General features: G+C 43.8%; 13 protein-coding genes. 5 read left to right on the top strand and 8 right to left on the bottom strand.

All coding sequences use genetic code 11. From position 1 onward, the window contains the following. Window positions 1-73: 73 nt before the first annotated feature. Both V7R35_RS12455 and rluC read right to left on the bottom strand, forming a co-directional pair. On the bottom strand, window positions 74-763 hold the full coding sequence (locus V7R35_RS12455; protein WP_334015185.1) for an HAD-IA family hydrolase: 690 nt from the start codon (window positions 761-763) through the stop codon (window positions 74-76). 2 nt (window positions 764-765) lie between these two features. Next, window positions 766-1,707 (bottom strand): 23S rRNA pseudouridine(955/2504/2580) synthase RluC, encoded by a 942-nt coding sequence (gene rluC, locus V7R35_RS12450; protein ID WP_334015184.1) that lies wholly within the window; start codon window positions 1,705-1,707, stop codon window positions 766-768. Window positions 1,708-2,509: 802 nt separating this feature from the next. On the opposite strand from rluC, the gene rne reads away from it, so the two are divergent. The 4 genes from rne to V7R35_RS12430 all read left to right on the top strand — a co-directional run bounded on the left by rne (window position 2,510) and on the right by V7R35_RS12430 (window position 9,475). After that, window positions 2,510-5,857: a ribonuclease E gene (rne, locus tag V7R35_RS12445; RefSeq protein WP_334015183.1), complete on the top strand. Its 3,348-nt coding sequence runs from the start codon at window positions 2,510-2,512 to the stop codon at window positions 5,855-5,857. Window positions 5,858-5,980: 123 nt separating this feature from the next. Continuing rightward, the gene (locus V7R35_RS12440) at window positions 5,981-7,054 is read left to right on the top strand and encodes a phosphotransferase (protein ID WP_334015182.1); all 1,074 of its coding nucleotides are present in this window, start codon (window positions 5,981-5,983) and stop codon (window positions 7,052-7,054) included. Window positions 7,055-7,165: 111 nt separating this feature from the next. Next, window positions 7,166-8,725 (top strand): sensor histidine kinase, encoded by a 1,560-nt coding sequence (locus V7R35_RS12435; protein WP_334015181.1) that lies wholly within the window; start codon window positions 7,166-7,168, stop codon window positions 8,723-8,725. A gap of 60 nt (window positions 8,726-8,785) precedes the next feature. After that, window positions 8,786-9,475 carry a response regulator transcription factor gene (locus tag V7R35_RS12430; RefSeq protein ID WP_334015180.1) on the top strand — a complete coding sequence of 230 codons (690 nt, stop codon included), beginning with the start codon at window positions 8,786-8,788 and terminating at the stop codon, window positions 9,473-9,475. 204 nt (window positions 9,476-9,679) lie between these two features. On the opposite strand, the gene V7R35_RS12425 is transcribed toward V7R35_RS12430, so the two are convergent. From V7R35_RS12425 to V7R35_RS12415, 3 genes are all read right to left on the bottom strand, one after another. Then, entirely contained in the window at window positions 9,680-10,144 is a 465-nt protein-coding gene (locus tag V7R35_RS12425) for a GNAT family N-acetyltransferase (protein WP_334015179.1), read from the bottom strand. 156 nt (window positions 10,145-10,300) lie between these two features. Then, entirely contained in the window at window positions 10,301-10,918 is a 618-nt protein-coding gene (locus V7R35_RS12420; RefSeq protein WP_334015178.1) for a peptidoglycan DD-metalloendopeptidase family protein, read from the bottom strand. 219 nt (window positions 10,919-11,137) lie between these two features. Then, entirely contained in the window at window positions 11,138-12,439 is a 1,302-nt protein-coding gene (locus V7R35_RS12415) for a GGDEF domain-containing protein (protein WP_334015177.1), read from the bottom strand. A gap of 429 nt (window positions 12,440-12,868) precedes the next feature. Here V7R35_RS12415 and V7R35_RS12410 point away from each other — a divergent pair, with 429 nt between their 5' ends. After that, window positions 12,869-13,333, top strand: a complete 465-nt coding sequence (locus V7R35_RS12410; RefSeq protein ID WP_334015176.1) for a hypothetical protein — start codon at window positions 12,869-12,871, stop codon at window positions 13,331-13,333. A 74-nt stretch (window positions 13,334-13,407) separates the two neighbouring features. On the opposite strand, the gene V7R35_RS12405 is transcribed toward V7R35_RS12410, so the two are convergent. The 3 genes from V7R35_RS12405 to topA form a co-directional block, all read right to left on the bottom strand. Next, window positions 13,408-13,965 carry a GNAT family N-acetyltransferase gene (locus V7R35_RS12405; protein ID WP_334015175.1) on the bottom strand — a complete coding sequence of 186 codons (558 nt, stop codon included), beginning with the start codon at window positions 13,963-13,965 and terminating at the stop codon, window positions 13,408-13,410. 17 nt (window positions 13,966-13,982) lie between these two features. After that, window positions 13,983-14,534 carry a DUF2058 domain-containing protein gene (locus tag V7R35_RS12400; RefSeq protein WP_334015174.1) on the bottom strand — a complete coding sequence of 184 codons (552 nt, stop codon included), beginning with the start codon at window positions 14,532-14,534 and terminating at the stop codon, window positions 13,983-13,985. A 182-nt stretch (window positions 14,535-14,716) separates the two neighbouring features. Then, window positions 14,717-17,377, bottom strand: coding sequence for a type I DNA topoisomerase (gene topA / locus V7R35_RS12395; protein ID WP_334015173.1), 2,661 nt, complete (start codon window positions 17,375-17,377; stop codon window positions 14,717-14,719). Between the last annotated feature and the right edge of the window lie 155 nt (window positions 17,378-17,532).

Below are 17,532 nucleotides of genomic sequence, written 5' to 3'. Positions count from 1 at the left end.
TAAAGGTGCGGTGCAGTTAATATAATGAGGTGAGCACGATAAGACCAGCGTGGCGAGCCAAACACCTACAGCACTATTCAAATAGTGCTGCTTGTAGTTCCTTAATCGAATGAACCAGCGCAACTGGTTCAAGTACTTCTAAATGCACTTGAGCATGCACACCATACGACACCCCTATTCTATCCATGCCAATAGTTTTAGCCATTTGCATATCGTAGGTGGTGTCGCCAATCATTACCGCATCGCTGGCTTCGAACCCCAGCTCATCGAGTAGCTGCAACAACATATCGGGCGATGGTTTCGATTGTGCTTCATCAGCGGTACGTGACGCACTAAAAAAGAAACCGGTGTTTGTCTGTTTCCAAGCGCGATCTAGCCCTCTTCGTGCTTTGCCAGTAGCAACAGCTAGTGTGCAACCAGCCGTTTTCAAATTACTAAGTAGTTCCTCAACATCAGGAAACAGTGGGCAAGGTGTTACATCAACGCTAACAAATGCCTCTTTATAGGCTTGAACCAAACGATCGCCAAGTTCAGAGTCAGTAATCGAGAAAAGCTGCATAATAGCCGGCTTTAAGCTTATACCAATAATATGCCCTACTTCTTCATAAGTAGGTATTGGCATATCACATTGCTTTGCCGCAAGTTGCATGCAGTTCACAATTTTATCGGCAGAATCCATTAACGTGCCGTCCCAATCAAAAATAACCAGTTTGTATCGGGGTGATTTATTAGCCTCTGAAACGCTATTGTGACCTAATTGCATAACTACAACACGCTCAATGTTTTTGACAGCACATCATCAAGAGGTGCCGAAAAGGTAACACGCTCTTCAGTTGCAGGATGAAGCAAAGAAATACTGCGTGCATGCAAAAACAGCCTGTTTAACCCTTTGCCCTGCATTGCACTATCGAATTCAGTATCGCCGTATTTTGGATCGCAGGCTATTGGATGCCCAGCATGAAGGCAGTGAACTCGAATTTGATGCGTTCGTCCCGTAATGGGCGAAGCCTCCACAAGCGTAGCCCCCTCGAACCGTTCGAGAATACGGTAGCGCGTTTCAGAGGGTTTGCCATCGTCACTTACACTCACCATTCGCTCGCCCGACTGCAAAACATTCTTACGCAGAGGCGCTTTCACTTTAAAACGGTTTTCTGGCCAATCACCCGCTACCAGCGCATTATAACGCTTATCCATTTTGCCAGTGCGTAGCTGCTCGTGCATATGACGAAGCGCTGAACGCTTTTTAGCAATCAGAATACAACCAGAAGTGTCTCTATCTAATCGGTGCACCAGCTCCATAAATTTAGCATCGGGTCGAAGTGCACGAAGCCCTTCAATTAAGCCGAAACTTAAACCGCTACCACCGTGAACAGCCATACCAGAAGGTTTATTAATAACAAGGATGCGGTCGTCTTCAAACAAAATATGCGACTCTAGCGCTGCAATTTTTGCCAGTTTAGGTGAAGGTGCAGGCGCGCCTTCCGAGACTCTTACAGGCGGAATTCTAACGAGGTCGTCAGGTTGTAACTTGTATTCAGGTTTTACCCTGCCTTTATTCACACGTACTTCGCCTTTTCGCAAAATACGGTAAATCATGCTTTTCGGTACGCCTTTTAACTGAGTACGTAGAAAATTATCTATTCTTTGGCCGGCTAAGTCGGCCTCAATCGTTACAAAACGAACTTTTTGGGGAGCTTCATCTTTCATGCGCGCATTATACCCAATGCTAATTCTGCAATACACATAAAGTTTAAAATTGAGGAAAAATGATTGTTTAGCGGCATTTTTAAACAAGCTTTGTGTTTTTGAGCGGTTTAAAATAATTATTATTGAATATTTCCGTGACTCTCCTTGCTTAAATTCGGTATTTGATGCCATAATTATCGCCGTTTTTTACACGAAAATTTTCAGGTAGCAATAAGGGTCAAGAACGGTACAAAAACCAAAAGGCCAGTTACGTGAGTTGCATCGTGAAAAAATAGCAAGACCGATTAAACAACACGCATGGTCATGCGCTAGTTGTAAGATGCTTGTAAACAAAAAAGCGTGATTTAGATGTCGGTGGCATCAGCAATGAAAAACATTTTCATACCGACCGAGCTAGAGAGGCAACGACTACACTGCCGTAATAAAGCTGAATCAATGCTTGCGAACATAAAATAAGTTTGCCGTTTAGCTAACAGAATTAAATGACAATCAAGCGAAAGATAGTTTCGTTTGTAACAATGAATACAGTAACAAGGGCTTGTCGCTCCCGACATCCTAAACGCAGTGTGACATTGGCTTTTCGTATACACGAGCGCAGCAGTAATTGCGCCAGCATACTCAGCCTAAGCGCTTACTAAGTAAACACCAGCAAAACGCTGGTTTAAGTAGCAAAGTCACCCACCAAGGATAATGCGACGTTACAACAAGGTCCCCGTCCAGCCGTGAGGTTGCGCGGTGAGGGTTTGCACATGTCACTTTAATTTTGTGTCTTAACGGCTGTACTAAAACAGAGTTAGATACAATGAAAAGAATGTTAATTAATGCAACTCAGCAAGAAGAGTTGCGTGTTGCCCTTGTTGATGGGCAACGCCTGTACGATTTAGATATTGAAAGTCCAGGGCACGAGCAGAAGAAAGCCAATATCTACAAAGGCAAAATAACCCGCGTAGAGCCAAGTTTAGAAGCTGCTTTTGTTGACTACGGCGCAGAGCGTCACGGTTTCCTACCTCTTAAAGAAATTGCCCGCACCTACTTCCCCAAAGGTTACAAATTCGAAGGCCGCCCTAACATCAAAGATGTTATTAAAGAAGGCCAAGAAGTCATTGTTCAAATCGACAAAGAAGAGCGTGGCCAGAAAGGCGCTGCACTTACTACTTTCTTATCGTTAGCGGGTAGTTATCTTGTATTAATGCCAAACAATCCTCGCGCTGGCGGTATTTCACGTCGCATTGAAGGTGACGAAAGAACAGAACTAAAAGAATCACTTAGTAAGCTAGACCTGCCTGACGGCATGGGTCTTATTGTTCGTACTGCTGGCGTTGGGAAATCGTACGAAGAACTAGAGTGGGATTTAAAGGTTCTACTTAAGCATTGGGAAGCCATTTCTGATGTTGCAGAACAGCGCGAAGCGCCGTTCCTAATTCACCAAGAAAGTAACGTCATTGTTCGTGCAATTCGCGACTATCTACGTCGTGATATTGGTGAAATCCTTATCGACAAAACGAGCATTTATGAGCAAGCACTTCAGCACATTCAGCTAGTGCGCCCAGACTTTGCTAACCGCGTAAAATTATACCGCGGTGAAGTGCCTTTGTTCAGCCATTATCAAATTGAAAGTCAGATTGAGTCTGCGTTCCAACGTGAAGTTCGTCTTCCATCGGGTGGCTCAATTGTTATCGACCCTACAGAAGCACTTACGTCTATTGATATCAACTCTGCTCGTGCTACCAAAGGTGGCGATATTGAAGAGACTGCGCTTAACACCAACCTTGAAGCTGCTGACGAAATTGCACGTCAATTGCGTTTGCGTGATTTAGGTGGCTTGGTAGTTATCGACTTTATCGACATGACGCCTGTTCGCCATCAGCGCGAAGTTGAAAACAGAATGAAAGACGCGGTAAGAAGCGACCGTGCACGCGTTCAGTTAGGTCGCATCTCTCGCTTTGGCCTTCTTGAGATGTCACGCCAGCGCTTGAGACCTTCTTTGGGTGAGTCTGCACACATTGTATGCCCTCGCTGTTCTGGTCATGGCACCATTCGCGGTACGGAGTCTTTAGCACTGTCTATTCTTCGTATTCTTGAAGAAGAGAGTATTAAAGAAAACACTGGGCAGATTGAAGCGCAGCTTCCAGTGCCAGTTGCGACTTATCTTCTAAACGAGAAGCGTAAATCAATTCAGCTTCTAGAAAAACGCCACGGTGTTGACTTACTGTTAATTCCTAACGCAAACCTTGATACACCTCACTATCAAGTGCTTCGTCGTCGTCCGGATGACGTGGTATCAGAAGCAAGCTATGACGTTGAATTGATGCCAGCAGTAGAGGCTGAAACAGAAACCACAACTACAGCACCTGTTAAGCGTGAAGAGCCTGCATTGAAAGGTTTAGTGGCACCAACAGCAGCACCAGTGGTAGCGCCTAAAGAAGAAAAAGCACAAGCGGAAGATGGCCCTTCTCTGTTTGCGCGAATTGGTAAGTGGTTTAGCGATTTATTGAGCTCTGAAAGCGAAGAAGACAACAAGCAAAGCAAGAAGCAACAGTCTAATAACCGTGGCAAAAATGCGCGCAATCGCAACAACGACGACCGCCGCCGTAAGCCTCGTAATAAGAATAACCGCCGTAACAATCAGTCTTCACAAGGTAAAGACGGTGAGCAGCAAGACAACCGTAAGTCGCGCAACGAACAACGTTCTGAGCAAGACGACAAGCGTAATAACCGAGGCCGTAAGCAGCGTAACAAGCCTCAACAGCAACGCGATGAGCAGCAAAAGCCGAAGCACGAAAGTAATGATAACGATCAGCAGGAAAACCAAACGCAGAAGAAACGCGAGGTTGCTGAGCGTAGAAAACGTCGTGACAAACGTCGCAGTGTTCGTGTTAAGAAAGACGAAAACGGTCAAACTGTAACCGAGCAGCCGAAGCAAAAACCAAAGGCTTCGGAAGCGAAAAAAGAGGTTCAGAAAGGCAAAGCGCAAGAAACGTCAAAGTCTGAAGATCAAAACAACGTAAATACCGAAGTTGCAGCAGAAAACAAAGCTACTAAACCTGTAGCTATAAGTGTAGTTGATGTAAACGAAGCACCTGCACAAACAGATGATGTACAAAATGCGACAGAAGCTAATGTGAAAGAGGCAGACGTTACCCCAGTTGAGACTTCTGCTGTTAATACAACTAACGCAGACGTTGCTGACGCTAAAGATGCTAACGATGACGCAGCGAAAGCTGATGACGAAAACGGTCAAAAGCGTGAAGGTCGCGGTCGCTCGCGTCGTTCTCCACGTCACGTAAGAGCTGCAGGCCAACGCCGTAAGAAGGAAGCGCAACAGGGTGACAGCGCAGACGTTGCGCAAACTCAAGCAGAGCAACCAGGGCTACTTGAACCTGCGACAGGTGAAGGTAAAGAAGTAGACAATACAACGCCTAGCAACAATGCTCCTGTAGTTGAAGAAACTCAGGCGACTGAACCGGGCAAGCTTGAAGCTGCACCTGTGAAAGAAGCCGCTGAGAAAGAAGCCGAGCAAGCAGCTAAGAAGGTAGCGCCGAAAACAGCTAATGTTGAAGTTGTTCAAGATGAACTTCAATTTGATGCACCTGAGAGCGATTCAAATGAAAGCACCAGTGATGAAAGCTCAGATGAAGCTACACTTCAGACAGATGTAGAAAGCGCTGCTGATGTACCTGCTAATGTATCTGCTAATGAAGATGCAAATACAGCACCTGAAGTGGAAACCGAGGCATCATCGCAAAACGATGTGAAGCCAGAGCAAGTTGAGATTAACTTATCTGAACAAGCATCGGAAGAAGCTGTAAAGGCAGAAGACACGGCAACACAGCAAGAAGTTAAAGAAGATGGCGTTTCAGAAGCGCCTGCTACTGAAAAGGCCACTTCACAGGCTTCTGCACAGACTGTTGCGACATCTGCTGGTGAGATAAACTCAGCGCTTGCAGCAAGCGGTAAAGGGAAACGTCGCGCTTCACACCCTATGGCTCTGCCAGTTGAAGTTAACGATACGTTTGTTGATGTTGCGCTTACTGCCAAAAGCGACGAAGCTCGACCTGCTTTAGTAGTATCAGGTAAAACAGCTGCTATTGCTAAAGCTACGTCGAAAGCGTCGGCGCCAACTACACTTCCGACAAGTGTAGATAGCTAAAAGCCAAAGTCACGCTAAAAAAACGCCAAAACTTGAAAAGCCGCTTAACAGCGGCTTTTTTATTTGGGCATGATCCGTCAGTATATCCAGTGAACTGTACGGGGCGTAAGTAGGAGTTATTCAATGCGTGTTCAACAGCAGCATATAGACTGGCTTAAGAGGCTATGCAACGTAAACGTAACGTCTACAACGTTAATTCAAACGTTGTGGAGTGGTTACGGAGAATGTTTTAGAGCAACATTAGAACACTCTTCTGCACAAACATCACAGCTTAAGCTGCCTACCGCTGTGGTAGTAAAGTGTGCCAGCCCAGCCAATGCCACTAGCCATCCTAGAGGATGGAATAACAACACAGGCCACCAGCGTAAGTTGCAGTCTTTTATTATAGAGAAGGCATTTTATAAATACCTACAGCCACTCACCTCACCACAGTGTTACGTGCCACAGCATGTGGCTAGCGAATCTAATAACGGAAACACAATGCTTGTTATGGAAGACTTAGCAACTATTGGGTTTTCTCGTTGCGCATCGTCACTGTCTATTACGCAATCTGAAACCGTGCTGCAATGGCTAGCGGCTTTTCATGCGCAATTTCTTGTTAAGCGTGATGCAATACACACAAATGAGCTAGAAGTGTGGCAACAAGGTACCTATTGGCACTTAGCGACAAGAATGGATGAACTTGCTGCCATGCCCGACTGCGAACTAAAACATAAAGCGCATGAACTAGATAAAGCGTTGAATAATTGTAGTTATCAAACACTCGTGCATGGTGATGCAAAGGTTGCAAACTTCTGCTTTACCGAGAATTTTGAAAGCTGTGCAGCAGTGGACTTTCAATATGTTGGTTATGGCGTAGGAATAAAAGATGTGGCTTATTTTTTGGGCAGCGCACTAACAACTGATGAACAAACAACCTATTTGACACACCTATTAACGATATACTTTGAAACATTGAAAAACGCACTTCGCACCCGTAACACGCAATTGGAAAACCAGTCCCCTTCAACGCCAACGCCCTACCCGGTTTCGGTATTCTCTGAAAACGAAATAGCGGAAATCGAAAGGCAATGGCGTGGGTTATTTAGTTTTGCTTGCGCTGATTTTCACCGATTTTTATCGGGTTGGAGCCCTGGGCATTGGAAAATAGACCGCTTACTTCAAGAGCAAACTGCTATCGCACTTGCACAAGTGTAATGCGACAGGGTAGAAACTTAACCAATTCCAAGTACAAAGAATTGCATAACGTGCACTTTTCGCCGGCATTACACGTATTTAATATATTCTTTATGTCGTTCCGTAATGTTTATGTACAAACGCAAGTTATACCTATTTGGTCTGCTATCCACTTTTATTCTTCTTATTGCTCTTGCTAGCGCAGCCGTTTCTGCTCATCTAACGCGGGCAAACCTTAAACAAAGTCAGCTTGCACAATCGCTTCTTTCAGAGCATCAGCAGCTCTCTAGTATCTCGTACCGCCTGTTTAAACAGTTAACCGATGAGCTTATTTTTGGCAAAAATGCTAATCAGGCCAAAGTTCGAAACAAGCAACAGCAAATACAACAATCTCTTGTGCGTATAAAACAGTTCGAACTTGCCCAACGCGAAGCGCTTGGTATTGAAGCTACACAAGGCAGCGTAGAAGATACTGACGAGCTTGAGGCATTAATTGCCGAGATTGTGAACGAGTTTAGAGCCATTGCGCAAAGTAACGATTCAGCTCCACTGTATGAACAACAACGTTTGCAAACGTTGCTTGAATCGACGATTGATAATCAGTTTAGAGAAGCAATTAACTCGGCAGTAACTCGTCAAACCCGCGTGGTATCGAGGATTAATGCAAGTATTGAAACTCTTAATACCAGTATTGTGTGGTTTACTATTTGCCTTGGCATTATCACCTGCCCGTTTATTTTGCTTGGCTGTTTTTGGCTGTTTAACTCTCTTTATCAACCTTTGACGGTAATAAGAACAGGCACAGATGCCATTGCATCAGGCAATTATGACTACCGGCTTCCAGAAACCCTAGACGATGAATTTACCGACTTAGTGAAGGCGTTAAATTCTATGATCACAAGGCTGGCCGAACACGAAGACAAAGCCGATGCCTACAGAAAACAACTTGAGTTTGAAGTAGAAACCAGAACACGAGCGCTCAAAGAAGCCAACAGTAAACTCACGCAAATTGACGCTAAACGACGCCAATTTATGGCAGACGTAAGTCACGAGCTAAGAACACCGCTAACCATTATACGCGGCGAAGCGCAGGTAACGTTAAGACAACGTTCGGCAACTAACGAAATTTACCAAGAGACGTTAGAAACCGTGCTAGAACAAGCCATTAACCTAAGCAAACTTGTTGATGACCTATTACTTCTTGCTCGTGCAGAAATGCACGAGTTTACGCTAGACCTTGCAAAAACAAATCTGAAAACCCTGCTAGAACAGCAAACCTCAACATGGCAAAAAGTCACTAAGCCCCGAGAATTTAAACTTGAATGGGCAGTGAATCGCAATGTGATTGTATTTATCGATGAAGGACGCCTTTTACAAGCTCTCACTATTCTTATTGAAAATGCGCACAAGTATTCTCACGAAGGGCAGCCTATTACGCTAAAAGTGAGTTCAAATAACGACTGGGTTACGCTTTCAGTTATCGATATTGGCGATGGTATTTCATCTGGCGACCTAGAGCACGTGTTTGAACGCTTTGTACGACTTAAACGAAAAGGTGATGGAATGGGGCTTGGGCTATCCATTGCTAAAGCCATTGCTGAGGCCCATGGCGGAAAGCTTGAAGCACACTCCACCTTAGGAAAAGGCTCTGAATTTATGCTTGCTATTAAAGCATCGCCAGACAGTGAATAAAGAAAAAGATATCCCCTTTTATTGTTAATGAAGAAAACTTTTTTAGAAGAGACACAAGTAATGAAAATCCTGATTGCCGACGATGAAGCCCCTTTATTGCGATTCTTATCCAGAGGGTTAAGCGCAGAAGGCTATGAATGTGTGGAAGAAAGTGCGTTACATAACCTTGTTACTCGTATAAAGCAGGAAGCGCCCGCTATTGCTGTACTCGACCGCATGTTTGGTGACGAGGATAGCGTAGAGCTACTTTCGACAATTAAAGCTATGCCTAACGCACCTATGGTGCTTTTACTTACCGCCGTAGACGAAGTAAAAGAACGGGTTAACGGTTTAAAGTTAGGTGCTGACGACTATCTTTGTAAACCATTTGACTTTGATGAGTTACTTGCTCGAATTACAGCATTAAGTCGACGCGCGAATGTGATGGTAGAAACTCCAACACTTCAGGTTGGCCCACTTTCTATTGATGAAGAATCGCGAATTGTATGCTTAAACGAGGTAGAGCTAACGCTAACTAAGTTAGAATATGACATGCTTTATTACTTTGCTGAGAACGCCGAGAAGGTACTATCACGCGAACGTATTTTAAGTCGAGTTTGGCGAAGTCACAGCGATCCGCTTACTAATGTGGTTGATGTTTACATTAGCAGGTTACGTCAGAAACTAAGTGGTGCCAACGATATTGCTATTGAAACACTCAGAGGCAATGGCTATCGCCTAAGCACAAAAAAAGCCCAGCCTAATCATTAAGCTGGGCGCTGTGCATTGGCTACAAGTTTACACGCTTACTCTTAAAGCGCTGGTTTTTACGTGACTTGGGAATACCAGTAAAAAGCGCTTTAGAAGACCAACACGAAGGAACACACTGGGTACCGTATCGGTAACAGGAGTAGAGTGTACGTATTAACTCTGAAGAACGCTTTTCAGTAAGATTAAAGGAACATTAACGCAGCATTAAAACCTCTGCGCTCGGCTGCGCTTCATATCAATGTGAGGTATATCATCTTCTAGATACATGGTAGACGTAGATACAAAACCAAAACTTTTGTAAAACGCTTTCAAGTACTCTTGCGCGCCTATCTCTATGTCATGTGTTGGCCAAATTTTTTCGCAATGTGTTATCGCTTCGCGCATCAGTAGTTTGCCCAGGCCATCACCGCGATGGTTTTTTGCTGTGGCTACTCTTCCAATACTTGCAGAAGGATAACTTACACCAGGTGCGAGCAATCGCGCGCATGCCACAAGCTCATTGTCTTTGAAACCCATTAGATGATATGAGTCAGCGTGGCGGTCTTTCTCATCTAATTCGGGATACGCACAGTTTTGCTCTACAACAAATACGTCTACTCGCAGCTTCAACAACTCAAATAATTCGTTCGTGGTCAGTGTGTTAAACTGCTTTACTTGCCATGAAATCATGCTGCTCCAATTAAAAAAATGAACGTAATAACATAAAAGATTTGATATTGCCAAACCCCTTTTAAAATTCAAGAAATGTTTTATAAAGTGGGCGTAAATGCGACGTCTTACCTAAAATAAGCTGTCTGCAGATAGTGCATATAAATCCTCAATAGACTAGTAAAGATTACCTAAAACTAACCTTGGATCAGGATAGCGCTCTAACATTTTGGTAATGTCCTGTTGGCAAACAACACCCGGCATATCGCAAACATCAGGCTGCTCCGTACAAAGCTGTAAATGAAGATGTGGTGTCCACCCACCATTTTCATGCACATCACCCATCCAAGCAAACTCTTCACCTTTCGAAATTGCCCTACCCGGGGGATTATGTTCAAAGGACGCTTTACTTAAATGTCCGTAAAGCGCGTAGAATTTGTTCCCCTCAATCTGGTACTCAACGATGAGGGTGTAGCCATAGTCAAGCTCAAGGTGGTTATACTCGCGAGAAAAAACCACACCATCATCAAAACTATGAATGGGCGTATTTCTAGGCCCAAAAATATCAACACCGATGTGAATATTTCGTATTAATTCAGGATTATCTGCATTTTTAAATTGTTCAGCGTTATATATATCAGGTCGTAATTCATTGTATTTCCCTACGGCATACTCCTGTCCTTCAGGCATCACCATTGGCCCAGATGACAAGTCAAATACATGATAGTCAGAAGGTAGATGCACAACACGAGCAAACTCCCTTTTTTCAAAAAGTCGTATATCTAAACTACTCATAATATTCCTATTATATTTTCGTTTCTTAACTAATACCTATATTGAAGAAACGTTCGAAACGTCGATGTTAAATTTTTGCGACGTCGACGAAAAAAGAATTTGTGATCTGTCATAAACTTGCCTGTGCATTTCAGCACTTCACGTGTGACAGCGTAAGCATAAGTGCTGATACTGACACAAGAGTCAATCAGATACGGTATTGTCAAGGTTGAACCTACACTAGAAACTCGAGAGTAACTCAATATCATTACAGCTGTTAGCTGACAAAACGGAAACACAAGCAATATTATTTCTTCCGTTTCGTTTAACATGGTACAGCGCATCGTCAGCCTTTGCCAAAATGAAGCTCGGCACGTCGTCAATGCCAGTGTCATCAAATGTGGACAACACTTCCGCTACCCCAAAAGAGCAAGAAACTTGAAATTTTCTTCCTTTCACTTCGTACTCAGTATCGAGTATCTGGGCCCTTATACGCTCTATGAGCTTAGGCACATCGTTATGGGCATCGTGGTTATTAATCAAAATAACAAACTCATCTCCGCCTAACCGTGCAATGCAGTCCGAAGTCCTGATAGCTCCCTTTACAACCTTGGTGATGCCAGCGAGCACGCTGTCCCCTGTTTCGTGGCCATAAGTATCATTAACTTCCTTAAAATAGTCGATGTCGAATACGCATACTGCGACCGAAGAGAGCTGCCCACGAAACAAGAGATTAAAACTTTCCGTCATGCGAACATCGAGATAGCTACGGGAACACGCGTTTGTAACATGGTCAAACATTAGTTGAGTATTCAAATTTCTTTTAGCTTCATAAAGGCCATCAATATCTTTAATCAACAACCAAGCAATACAACATATAACGAAAAAAGACCCAGCCCATGTCAGCGGTGGAATATCTATAAATTGTAGCCCGGTAAGCATGTCTAAAACACCGGTGATGAGCCATACGATATTTGCAATTAACAGCAACAATACGGTTCCGCTTCCAACCTTTCCACGCTGCCGCTGTCGTTGAAAAACCTTTATAATGACAAAGACACTATACCCAGAAAGAATGAGAACCCATCCGCCCCATAGCTCAAAGAGAGGACCATAAACAAGTCCGGTATAATATTTTGACGTACTAAAGAGGGCACTACCCAAAAAATAGGCGTTTGGGAAGAGAGCGAAAAATGAAAAAACTACACATATGCAGTAGCTCCACCTCAAAAAAATAGGAGCTCGGTAATTAAAGAAAGCAAGATAAAAGTGCAGGCTCAACAAAAAGCTGAACATAGCTGATATAACCGTTATACGGTTGGTTATATTTAGCACAATAGGAAATTCAGCGGAATTGAGAAATATTGCAAACGCCCCAAAGAATACGGAATTGCTTAACGCTGATATTGCGAAGATGATGTAATTTTTTACTGCCTCTTGATGAAAACGAGTAATGCGGACGTAAAGTAATGTAAAAAACGCAGCAAGGAGCAGACTCAGGCTTGACGTGATAAACAACGGAAGCGACAAAAGGCTCACCATAACTAAGCTTCCTGACCAATATCTAAATACACCAAAAAAAAATATAGCTTAATATTTTTAAATTAAATATTTAAACTTTCTTATTCATTGATATGTTGACTGAACGTTTAAGATTTACCTCCATCTATATCCCAGTATTTTTCGCACCAGCTAAGCTTGAATTGGCGTACTTTTCATTTACACCACACACAACCTTTCTTTCGCTTTTCATCGACAATTTCGCTTCTCTTCAAATATATCTTCAAGTGTCATATTGCAGAAATCTATCCAACGAGTGACACAAAAATAAATCGATATTTCAACGGGCTATAGAAAAACTAAACTAAAGTTTACTCGCTCAAATTACGCACATTCCGCGAGACTACACTAACGTTTAGTTAGTGCTAGAACGTGTTCTAGGTTGTCACAACTAACAAAGTGGTCGATGTTATGCGTATTTGGTCTGTTGTTTTCATCGCATTATTCTCAGCAAACACTAGTTTCGCCAAGGACAAAGAAGAGCATCATTGGCAGGACACGCCTCATCATTTATCTGCGTTACTCGGTACAACCTATACAAGAACATGGGGGAATGCATTTACTGTAGGCATCGATTATGAATACAGAGTAAACGACTTTCTAGGTGTCGGTGTGGTTGCTGAATACGCAGGCGAAGACTTCGACGCCTATACGCTTATACTCGTTGCGGACTTGCATATTACCAACGCAGCCATCGTTCAGATTGGACCCGGCGTAGAATTCCATGGAAGCCATAAGATGGAAGTCGTACGCGTTGGTGCACTCTATGAAATGGAAATGTCTGGCTTTACGTTTTCACCTCAATTGCATTACGATTATCATCGTAATCACAAAAGCGCTTTAGTCGCGGGGTTCGCTATTGGTTTTTCTTTCTAGGTGTAAATTGTAACTAGCAGCTCACACTTTCAATAGGAAAAGTGCCCCACAATTACGCTATGGCACTCAAATAGCTAATTGATGTTATAGCGAGATACGTCGTTCTGAGCGCTTAAAGTGGTCGAATTAAGAACACCACCTGAAGACTCAATCATTCGCTTAGATGCTTCATTTTGTGAGTAACAATGCACGTGCAGTGTTTTATTAGGCGATTCTCCGATACCTTTTGTCTTTGCAATCTCACAGGTCCAACGTAGAAGCAAAGTACTAAGCCCCTTACCTCTAGCGCTTGGTCGAATGCCAAGCCCAACATGCCCGCCAACATGGGCAATCTGTTCATTTAATCGGTGGCGAAGGTTGCTCACACCAAGCAGTGTGTTTTCGCAGACCAACCAAAACGTTGAGCTTTCAACATAATCTTCGGGAATATCAATACCCTGTTTAAATTCGTTTAAGCGTCTTAAGTAGTCATTGAAATTACTGGCATCTAAATCTAAAACGAACGGGTAGCGCTCTTCATCTTTAAGTTCAGTGATATAGGTTCGAAAACTTTGCTCATAACGCAGAGAGGGCGTAACTAGTTTATAAGTTACACCTTCTTTCTCTAATTCCTTCAGCGTAATACTTTCCATGCTTAATACTTAAACGGTTACCAGGTTAAATCATCCGGAATTTCGTAATCGGCGTACCAGTCTTCTTCATTCTCGTCCACGCCATCATTGCCGCTCTTGTCTAAGTCGGCACGATACACAATTGACGACTCGTCGCGTTGAGCAATTTTGTCGGCTACAGGTGTAGGCACAAGTTCGTATGCATCATCTAGCAACACAACTGTTAGGCGCCCTTTTGTAACTTGTTTGTGCATGTCTTCACTCACATACATACGTTTTACTACGTTGTCGTGTGTGAAGTTAAGTACGGTATCGCCCTTACGCTCTTGCTTATTAACTGTTATTAACTGACGCACTTGTGCAGCTATTGAACGCTTCTCACGCTCTTGTTGCTGTAGTTGATTAAGCTCTCGAGAGCGGACTTTCTTTTCTTCAGCCGCTTGCTGAGCCGCTAATGTTGCCTCGTCAACAACAGGCTGTTTTTGCTTGTTTTTTTGCTTTTGTTTTTTTCTTTTATCGGCACGCGCTTGCTTGGCTGAAGACTTATCGGCTAAGCCAGCTTTTAGTAGTTGGTCCTGTAATGAGGCCATAGTATTTATCTCTACTATCTGAATTACGTTCTTGCGTATTGTAACGTGTTTGCTAAAGGGAAAAAAAGGTTTGATTGAAAGCAAAAAGCCCGAAAAAAATCGGGCTTTAAGATTACTAACATAAGCAGCTTATTTTGAAGCCAAAGTGCTCACGCTAATTTCCACTTGACTACTCTATGCAGCTACTTTTTCTTCGCTTTCGACTTAGCAGCAGGCTTTTTAGCAGCTTGTTCCTGCCACTTGCCGTTGTCATACCATGCAGACCACCCCGTCGCTTTACCGCTGTCATTTTCCGACATTACGTATTGCTGTTTGGTTTTTCTGCTGTATCGAACAATAGCCGCGTTTCCATCTGGATCTTTCTGCGGCGCATCCGCTAGGTAGTAAAACTTGGGCGAAATACGGTCTCTAAAGCGTGCTAACTCTTCCACCTTAGGTGCACGAGTCTCGCGAGATTTAGGGAAGTTATGCGCCGCTAAGAAAATACCAGAAGCACCATCACGTAACATAAAATGTGCGTCAGACTTTTCGCATGGAAGCTCTGGTAGATCTACCGGATCTTCTTTAGGTGGCGCAGCTTCACCGTTACGCAGCAGCTTACGTGTGTTTTTACATTCTTCGTTAGTGCAACCGAAATACTTGCCGAAACGGCCGTTTTTCAGTTCCATATCGCTGCCGCATTTGTCGCATTCAATAATAGGACCGTCATAGCCTTTAATCTTAAAGGTACCCGTCTCTAGAAGCGTGCCGTCACAGGTTGGTGTGTTACCACATACATGTAACTTGCGCGTTTCATCTACAAGATAGCTGTCCATCGCAGTGCCACACTTCGGGCAACGCTTTTTGGAACGAAGCGCTTCTGTCTCTAGCTCTTCCTCGTCATCTACTTTCACCACTTCGTCACCTGGTGTGAGGTTCATGGTGTTGGTACAGCGCTCTTTAGGCGGCAAATTATAGCCAGAACACCCTAAGAAGACGCCGGTTGACGCTGTGCGCACATTCATTTCACGGCCACATTTACCACATTCAACGCCAGCAGGCACTGCCTGATTTAGGCGCATTCCGCCCTCTTCAGGGTCTTTTTCAGCGTTCAGCAGCTTTCCGTAAAAACCGCTGTAAAATTCATTCAGAACGTCTTTCCAGTCTTTGTTACCTTCGGCGATATCATCAAGTTGTTGCTCCATGTTTGCCGTAAAGTCAAAGCTCATTAGGTCGTCAAAGTTTTCCATCAGACGGTCGTTAACAATTTCACCCATTTTTTCAGCGTAGAAACGTTTATTCTCTAAACGTACATAGCCGCGATCTTGAATGGTTGAAATGATGCTAGCGTAAGTTGACGGTCGGCCAATACCGCGCTTTTCAAGCTCTTTAACCAGCGACGCTTCGTTAAAGCGTGCAACAGGCTTAGTGAAATGTTGCTTAGGATCTAACGCTTTAAGACTAAGTACATCGCCTTGCTGCACGTCAGGAAGCATCAGCTCTTCGTCACCTTTCTTGCGCAACTGTGGCTGAACACGCGTCCAACCATCGAACTTAAGCACGCGACCTTTGGCTGTAAGCTCATAGTCGCCAGCTGCTACTCTAATTGTAGTGGCATCGTATTTCGCTGCAGTCATCTGACATGCCACAAACTGACGCCAAATAAGCTCATACAAACGCTGTGCGTCTCGCTCCATATCACCAAGGCTTGCCGAGCTTACGTTAACATTCGATGGACGAATGGCTTCGTGAGCTTCTTGTGCGCCCTCTTTGCTACCATAGCGAAGCGGTGAATCAGGTAAATATTTGTTACCGAAATTGTCAGCGATGTATGCGCGTGCACTTTCCACAGCTTCTTGGCTTAAATTCGTAGAGTCGGTTCGCATATAGGTAATGTAGCCCGCCTCATAAAGGCGCTGGGCCATCATCATTGTCTTTTTAACGCCAAAACCTAAACGGGTGCTTGCAGCCTGCTGCAACGTTGAAGTGATAAACGGCGCAGACGGACGGCTTTGCGTCGGCTTAGATTCGCGGCTCTCAACTGTGTAGCTAGCGCTCTCTAAATCACTTAACGCTTTGTCGGTTTCAGCCTTGTTTTTCGGCTTAAACGCACTTCCCTGATGCTTGGCAACTAGCATGCGCAACGCATCTTTTTGCTGGCTGGTTAAATCGGCATGTACGTCCCAAAACTCTTCTGGAACAAATGCCTTTATCTCGCGTTCACGCTCAACCACAAGGCGCACTGCTACCGACTGTACACGCCCTGCCGACAAACCTCTCGCAATTTTCTTCCACAGAAGTGGCGACACCATAAAGCCAACAACACGATCTAGGAATCGACGTGCTTGCTGCGCGTTTACACGAGAAATATTCAGCTCACCTGGGGCTGAAAACGCATCTTGGATCGCATTTTTAGTAATCTCGTTGAACACCACGCGTTGGTAAGTTTTACCTTTGGTGCCAAGCAGTTCTTGCAAGTGCCATGCGATAGCCTCTCCCTCGCGATCCAAATCGGTTGCGAGATAGATGGTGTCAGCATCTTTGGCTAACTTTTTAAGTTCGTTTACTACTTTTTCTTTGCCTTGTAGCACTTGGTAATGCGCTTTCCAGTCTTTTTCTGGATCAACACCCATTCGGTCTACAAGCTTTAAATATTCATGACGACGAAGGTACTCTTGCCTCTCATCATCACTTAATGTCTTGAGTTCTTTTGCCGGTTTTTTAGGCTCTACTTTGCCTAAAGCCTTCGTTGGAAGATCCCGTACGTGGCCAACCGAACTTTTTACGATAAAATTTTTGCCAAGATATTTATTTATCGTTTTCGCTTTGGCTGGTGATTCGACTATGACCAGTGATTTTGCCATATAATTGAACTAAACCTATTGATTTTTAATGACTATTTACGTCAAATTCCTGAATATGGAGCCCCATTGCACTATATATAGGGCGCTCGCTCTTTTTTAACATATATCTACAAAGTGAATGGAAAACAAGATCTTCTTCATACTTATTCTTCACA

The organism is Alteromonas sp. S167 (assembly GCF_036864375.1).
Classification (GTDB): Bacteria; Pseudomonadota; Gammaproteobacteria; order Enterobacterales; family Alteromonadaceae; genus Alteromonas.
This window is presented reverse-complemented; position numbering and strand designations above follow the sequence as displayed.

Excerpts from the sequence above, each read along its gene's own strand:
- V7R35_RS12455 (WP_334015185.1), bottom strand. The coding sequence starts at position 763 with ATGCAATTAGGTCACAATAGCGTTTCAGAGGCTAATAAATCACCCCGA.
- rluC (WP_334015184.1), bottom strand. The coding sequence starts at position 1,707 with ATGAAAGATGAAGCTCCCCAAAAAGTTCGTTTTGTAACGATTGAGGCC.
- rne (WP_334015183.1), top strand. The coding sequence starts at position 2,510 with ATGAAAAGAATGTTAATTAATGCAACTCAGCAAGAAGAGTTGCGTGTT.
- V7R35_RS12440 (WP_334015182.1), top strand. The coding sequence starts at position 5,981 with ATGCGTGTTCAACAGCAGCATATAGACTGGCTTAAGAGGCTATGCAAC.
- V7R35_RS12435 (WP_334015181.1), top strand. The coding sequence starts at position 7,166 with ATGTACAAACGCAAGTTATACCTATTTGGTCTGCTATCCACTTTTATT.
- V7R35_RS12430 (WP_334015180.1), top strand. The coding sequence starts at position 8,786 with ATGAAAATCCTGATTGCCGACGATGAAGCCCCTTTATTGCGATTCTTA.
- V7R35_RS12425 (WP_334015179.1), bottom strand. The coding sequence starts at position 10,144 with ATGATTTCATGGCAAGTAAAGCAGTTTAACACACTGACCACGAACGAA.
- V7R35_RS12420 (WP_334015178.1), bottom strand. The coding sequence starts at position 10,918 with ATGAGTAGTTTAGATATACGACTTTTTGAAAAAAGGGAGTTTGCTCGT.
- V7R35_RS12415 (WP_334015177.1), bottom strand. The coding sequence starts at position 12,439 with ATGGTGAGCCTTTTGTCGCTTCCGTTGTTTATCACGTCAAGCCTGAGT.
- V7R35_RS12410 (WP_334015176.1), top strand. The coding sequence starts at position 12,869 with ATGCGTATTTGGTCTGTTGTTTTCATCGCATTATTCTCAGCAAACACT.
- V7R35_RS12405 (WP_334015175.1), bottom strand. The coding sequence starts at position 13,965 with ATGGAAAGTATTACGCTGAAGGAATTAGAGAAAGAAGGTGTAACTTAT.
- V7R35_RS12400 (WP_334015174.1), bottom strand. The coding sequence starts at position 14,534 with ATGGCCTCATTACAGGACCAACTACTAAAAGCTGGCTTAGCCGATAAG.
- topA (WP_334015173.1), bottom strand. The coding sequence starts at position 17,377 with ATGGCAAAATCACTGGTCATAGTCGAATCACCAGCCAAAGCGAAAACG.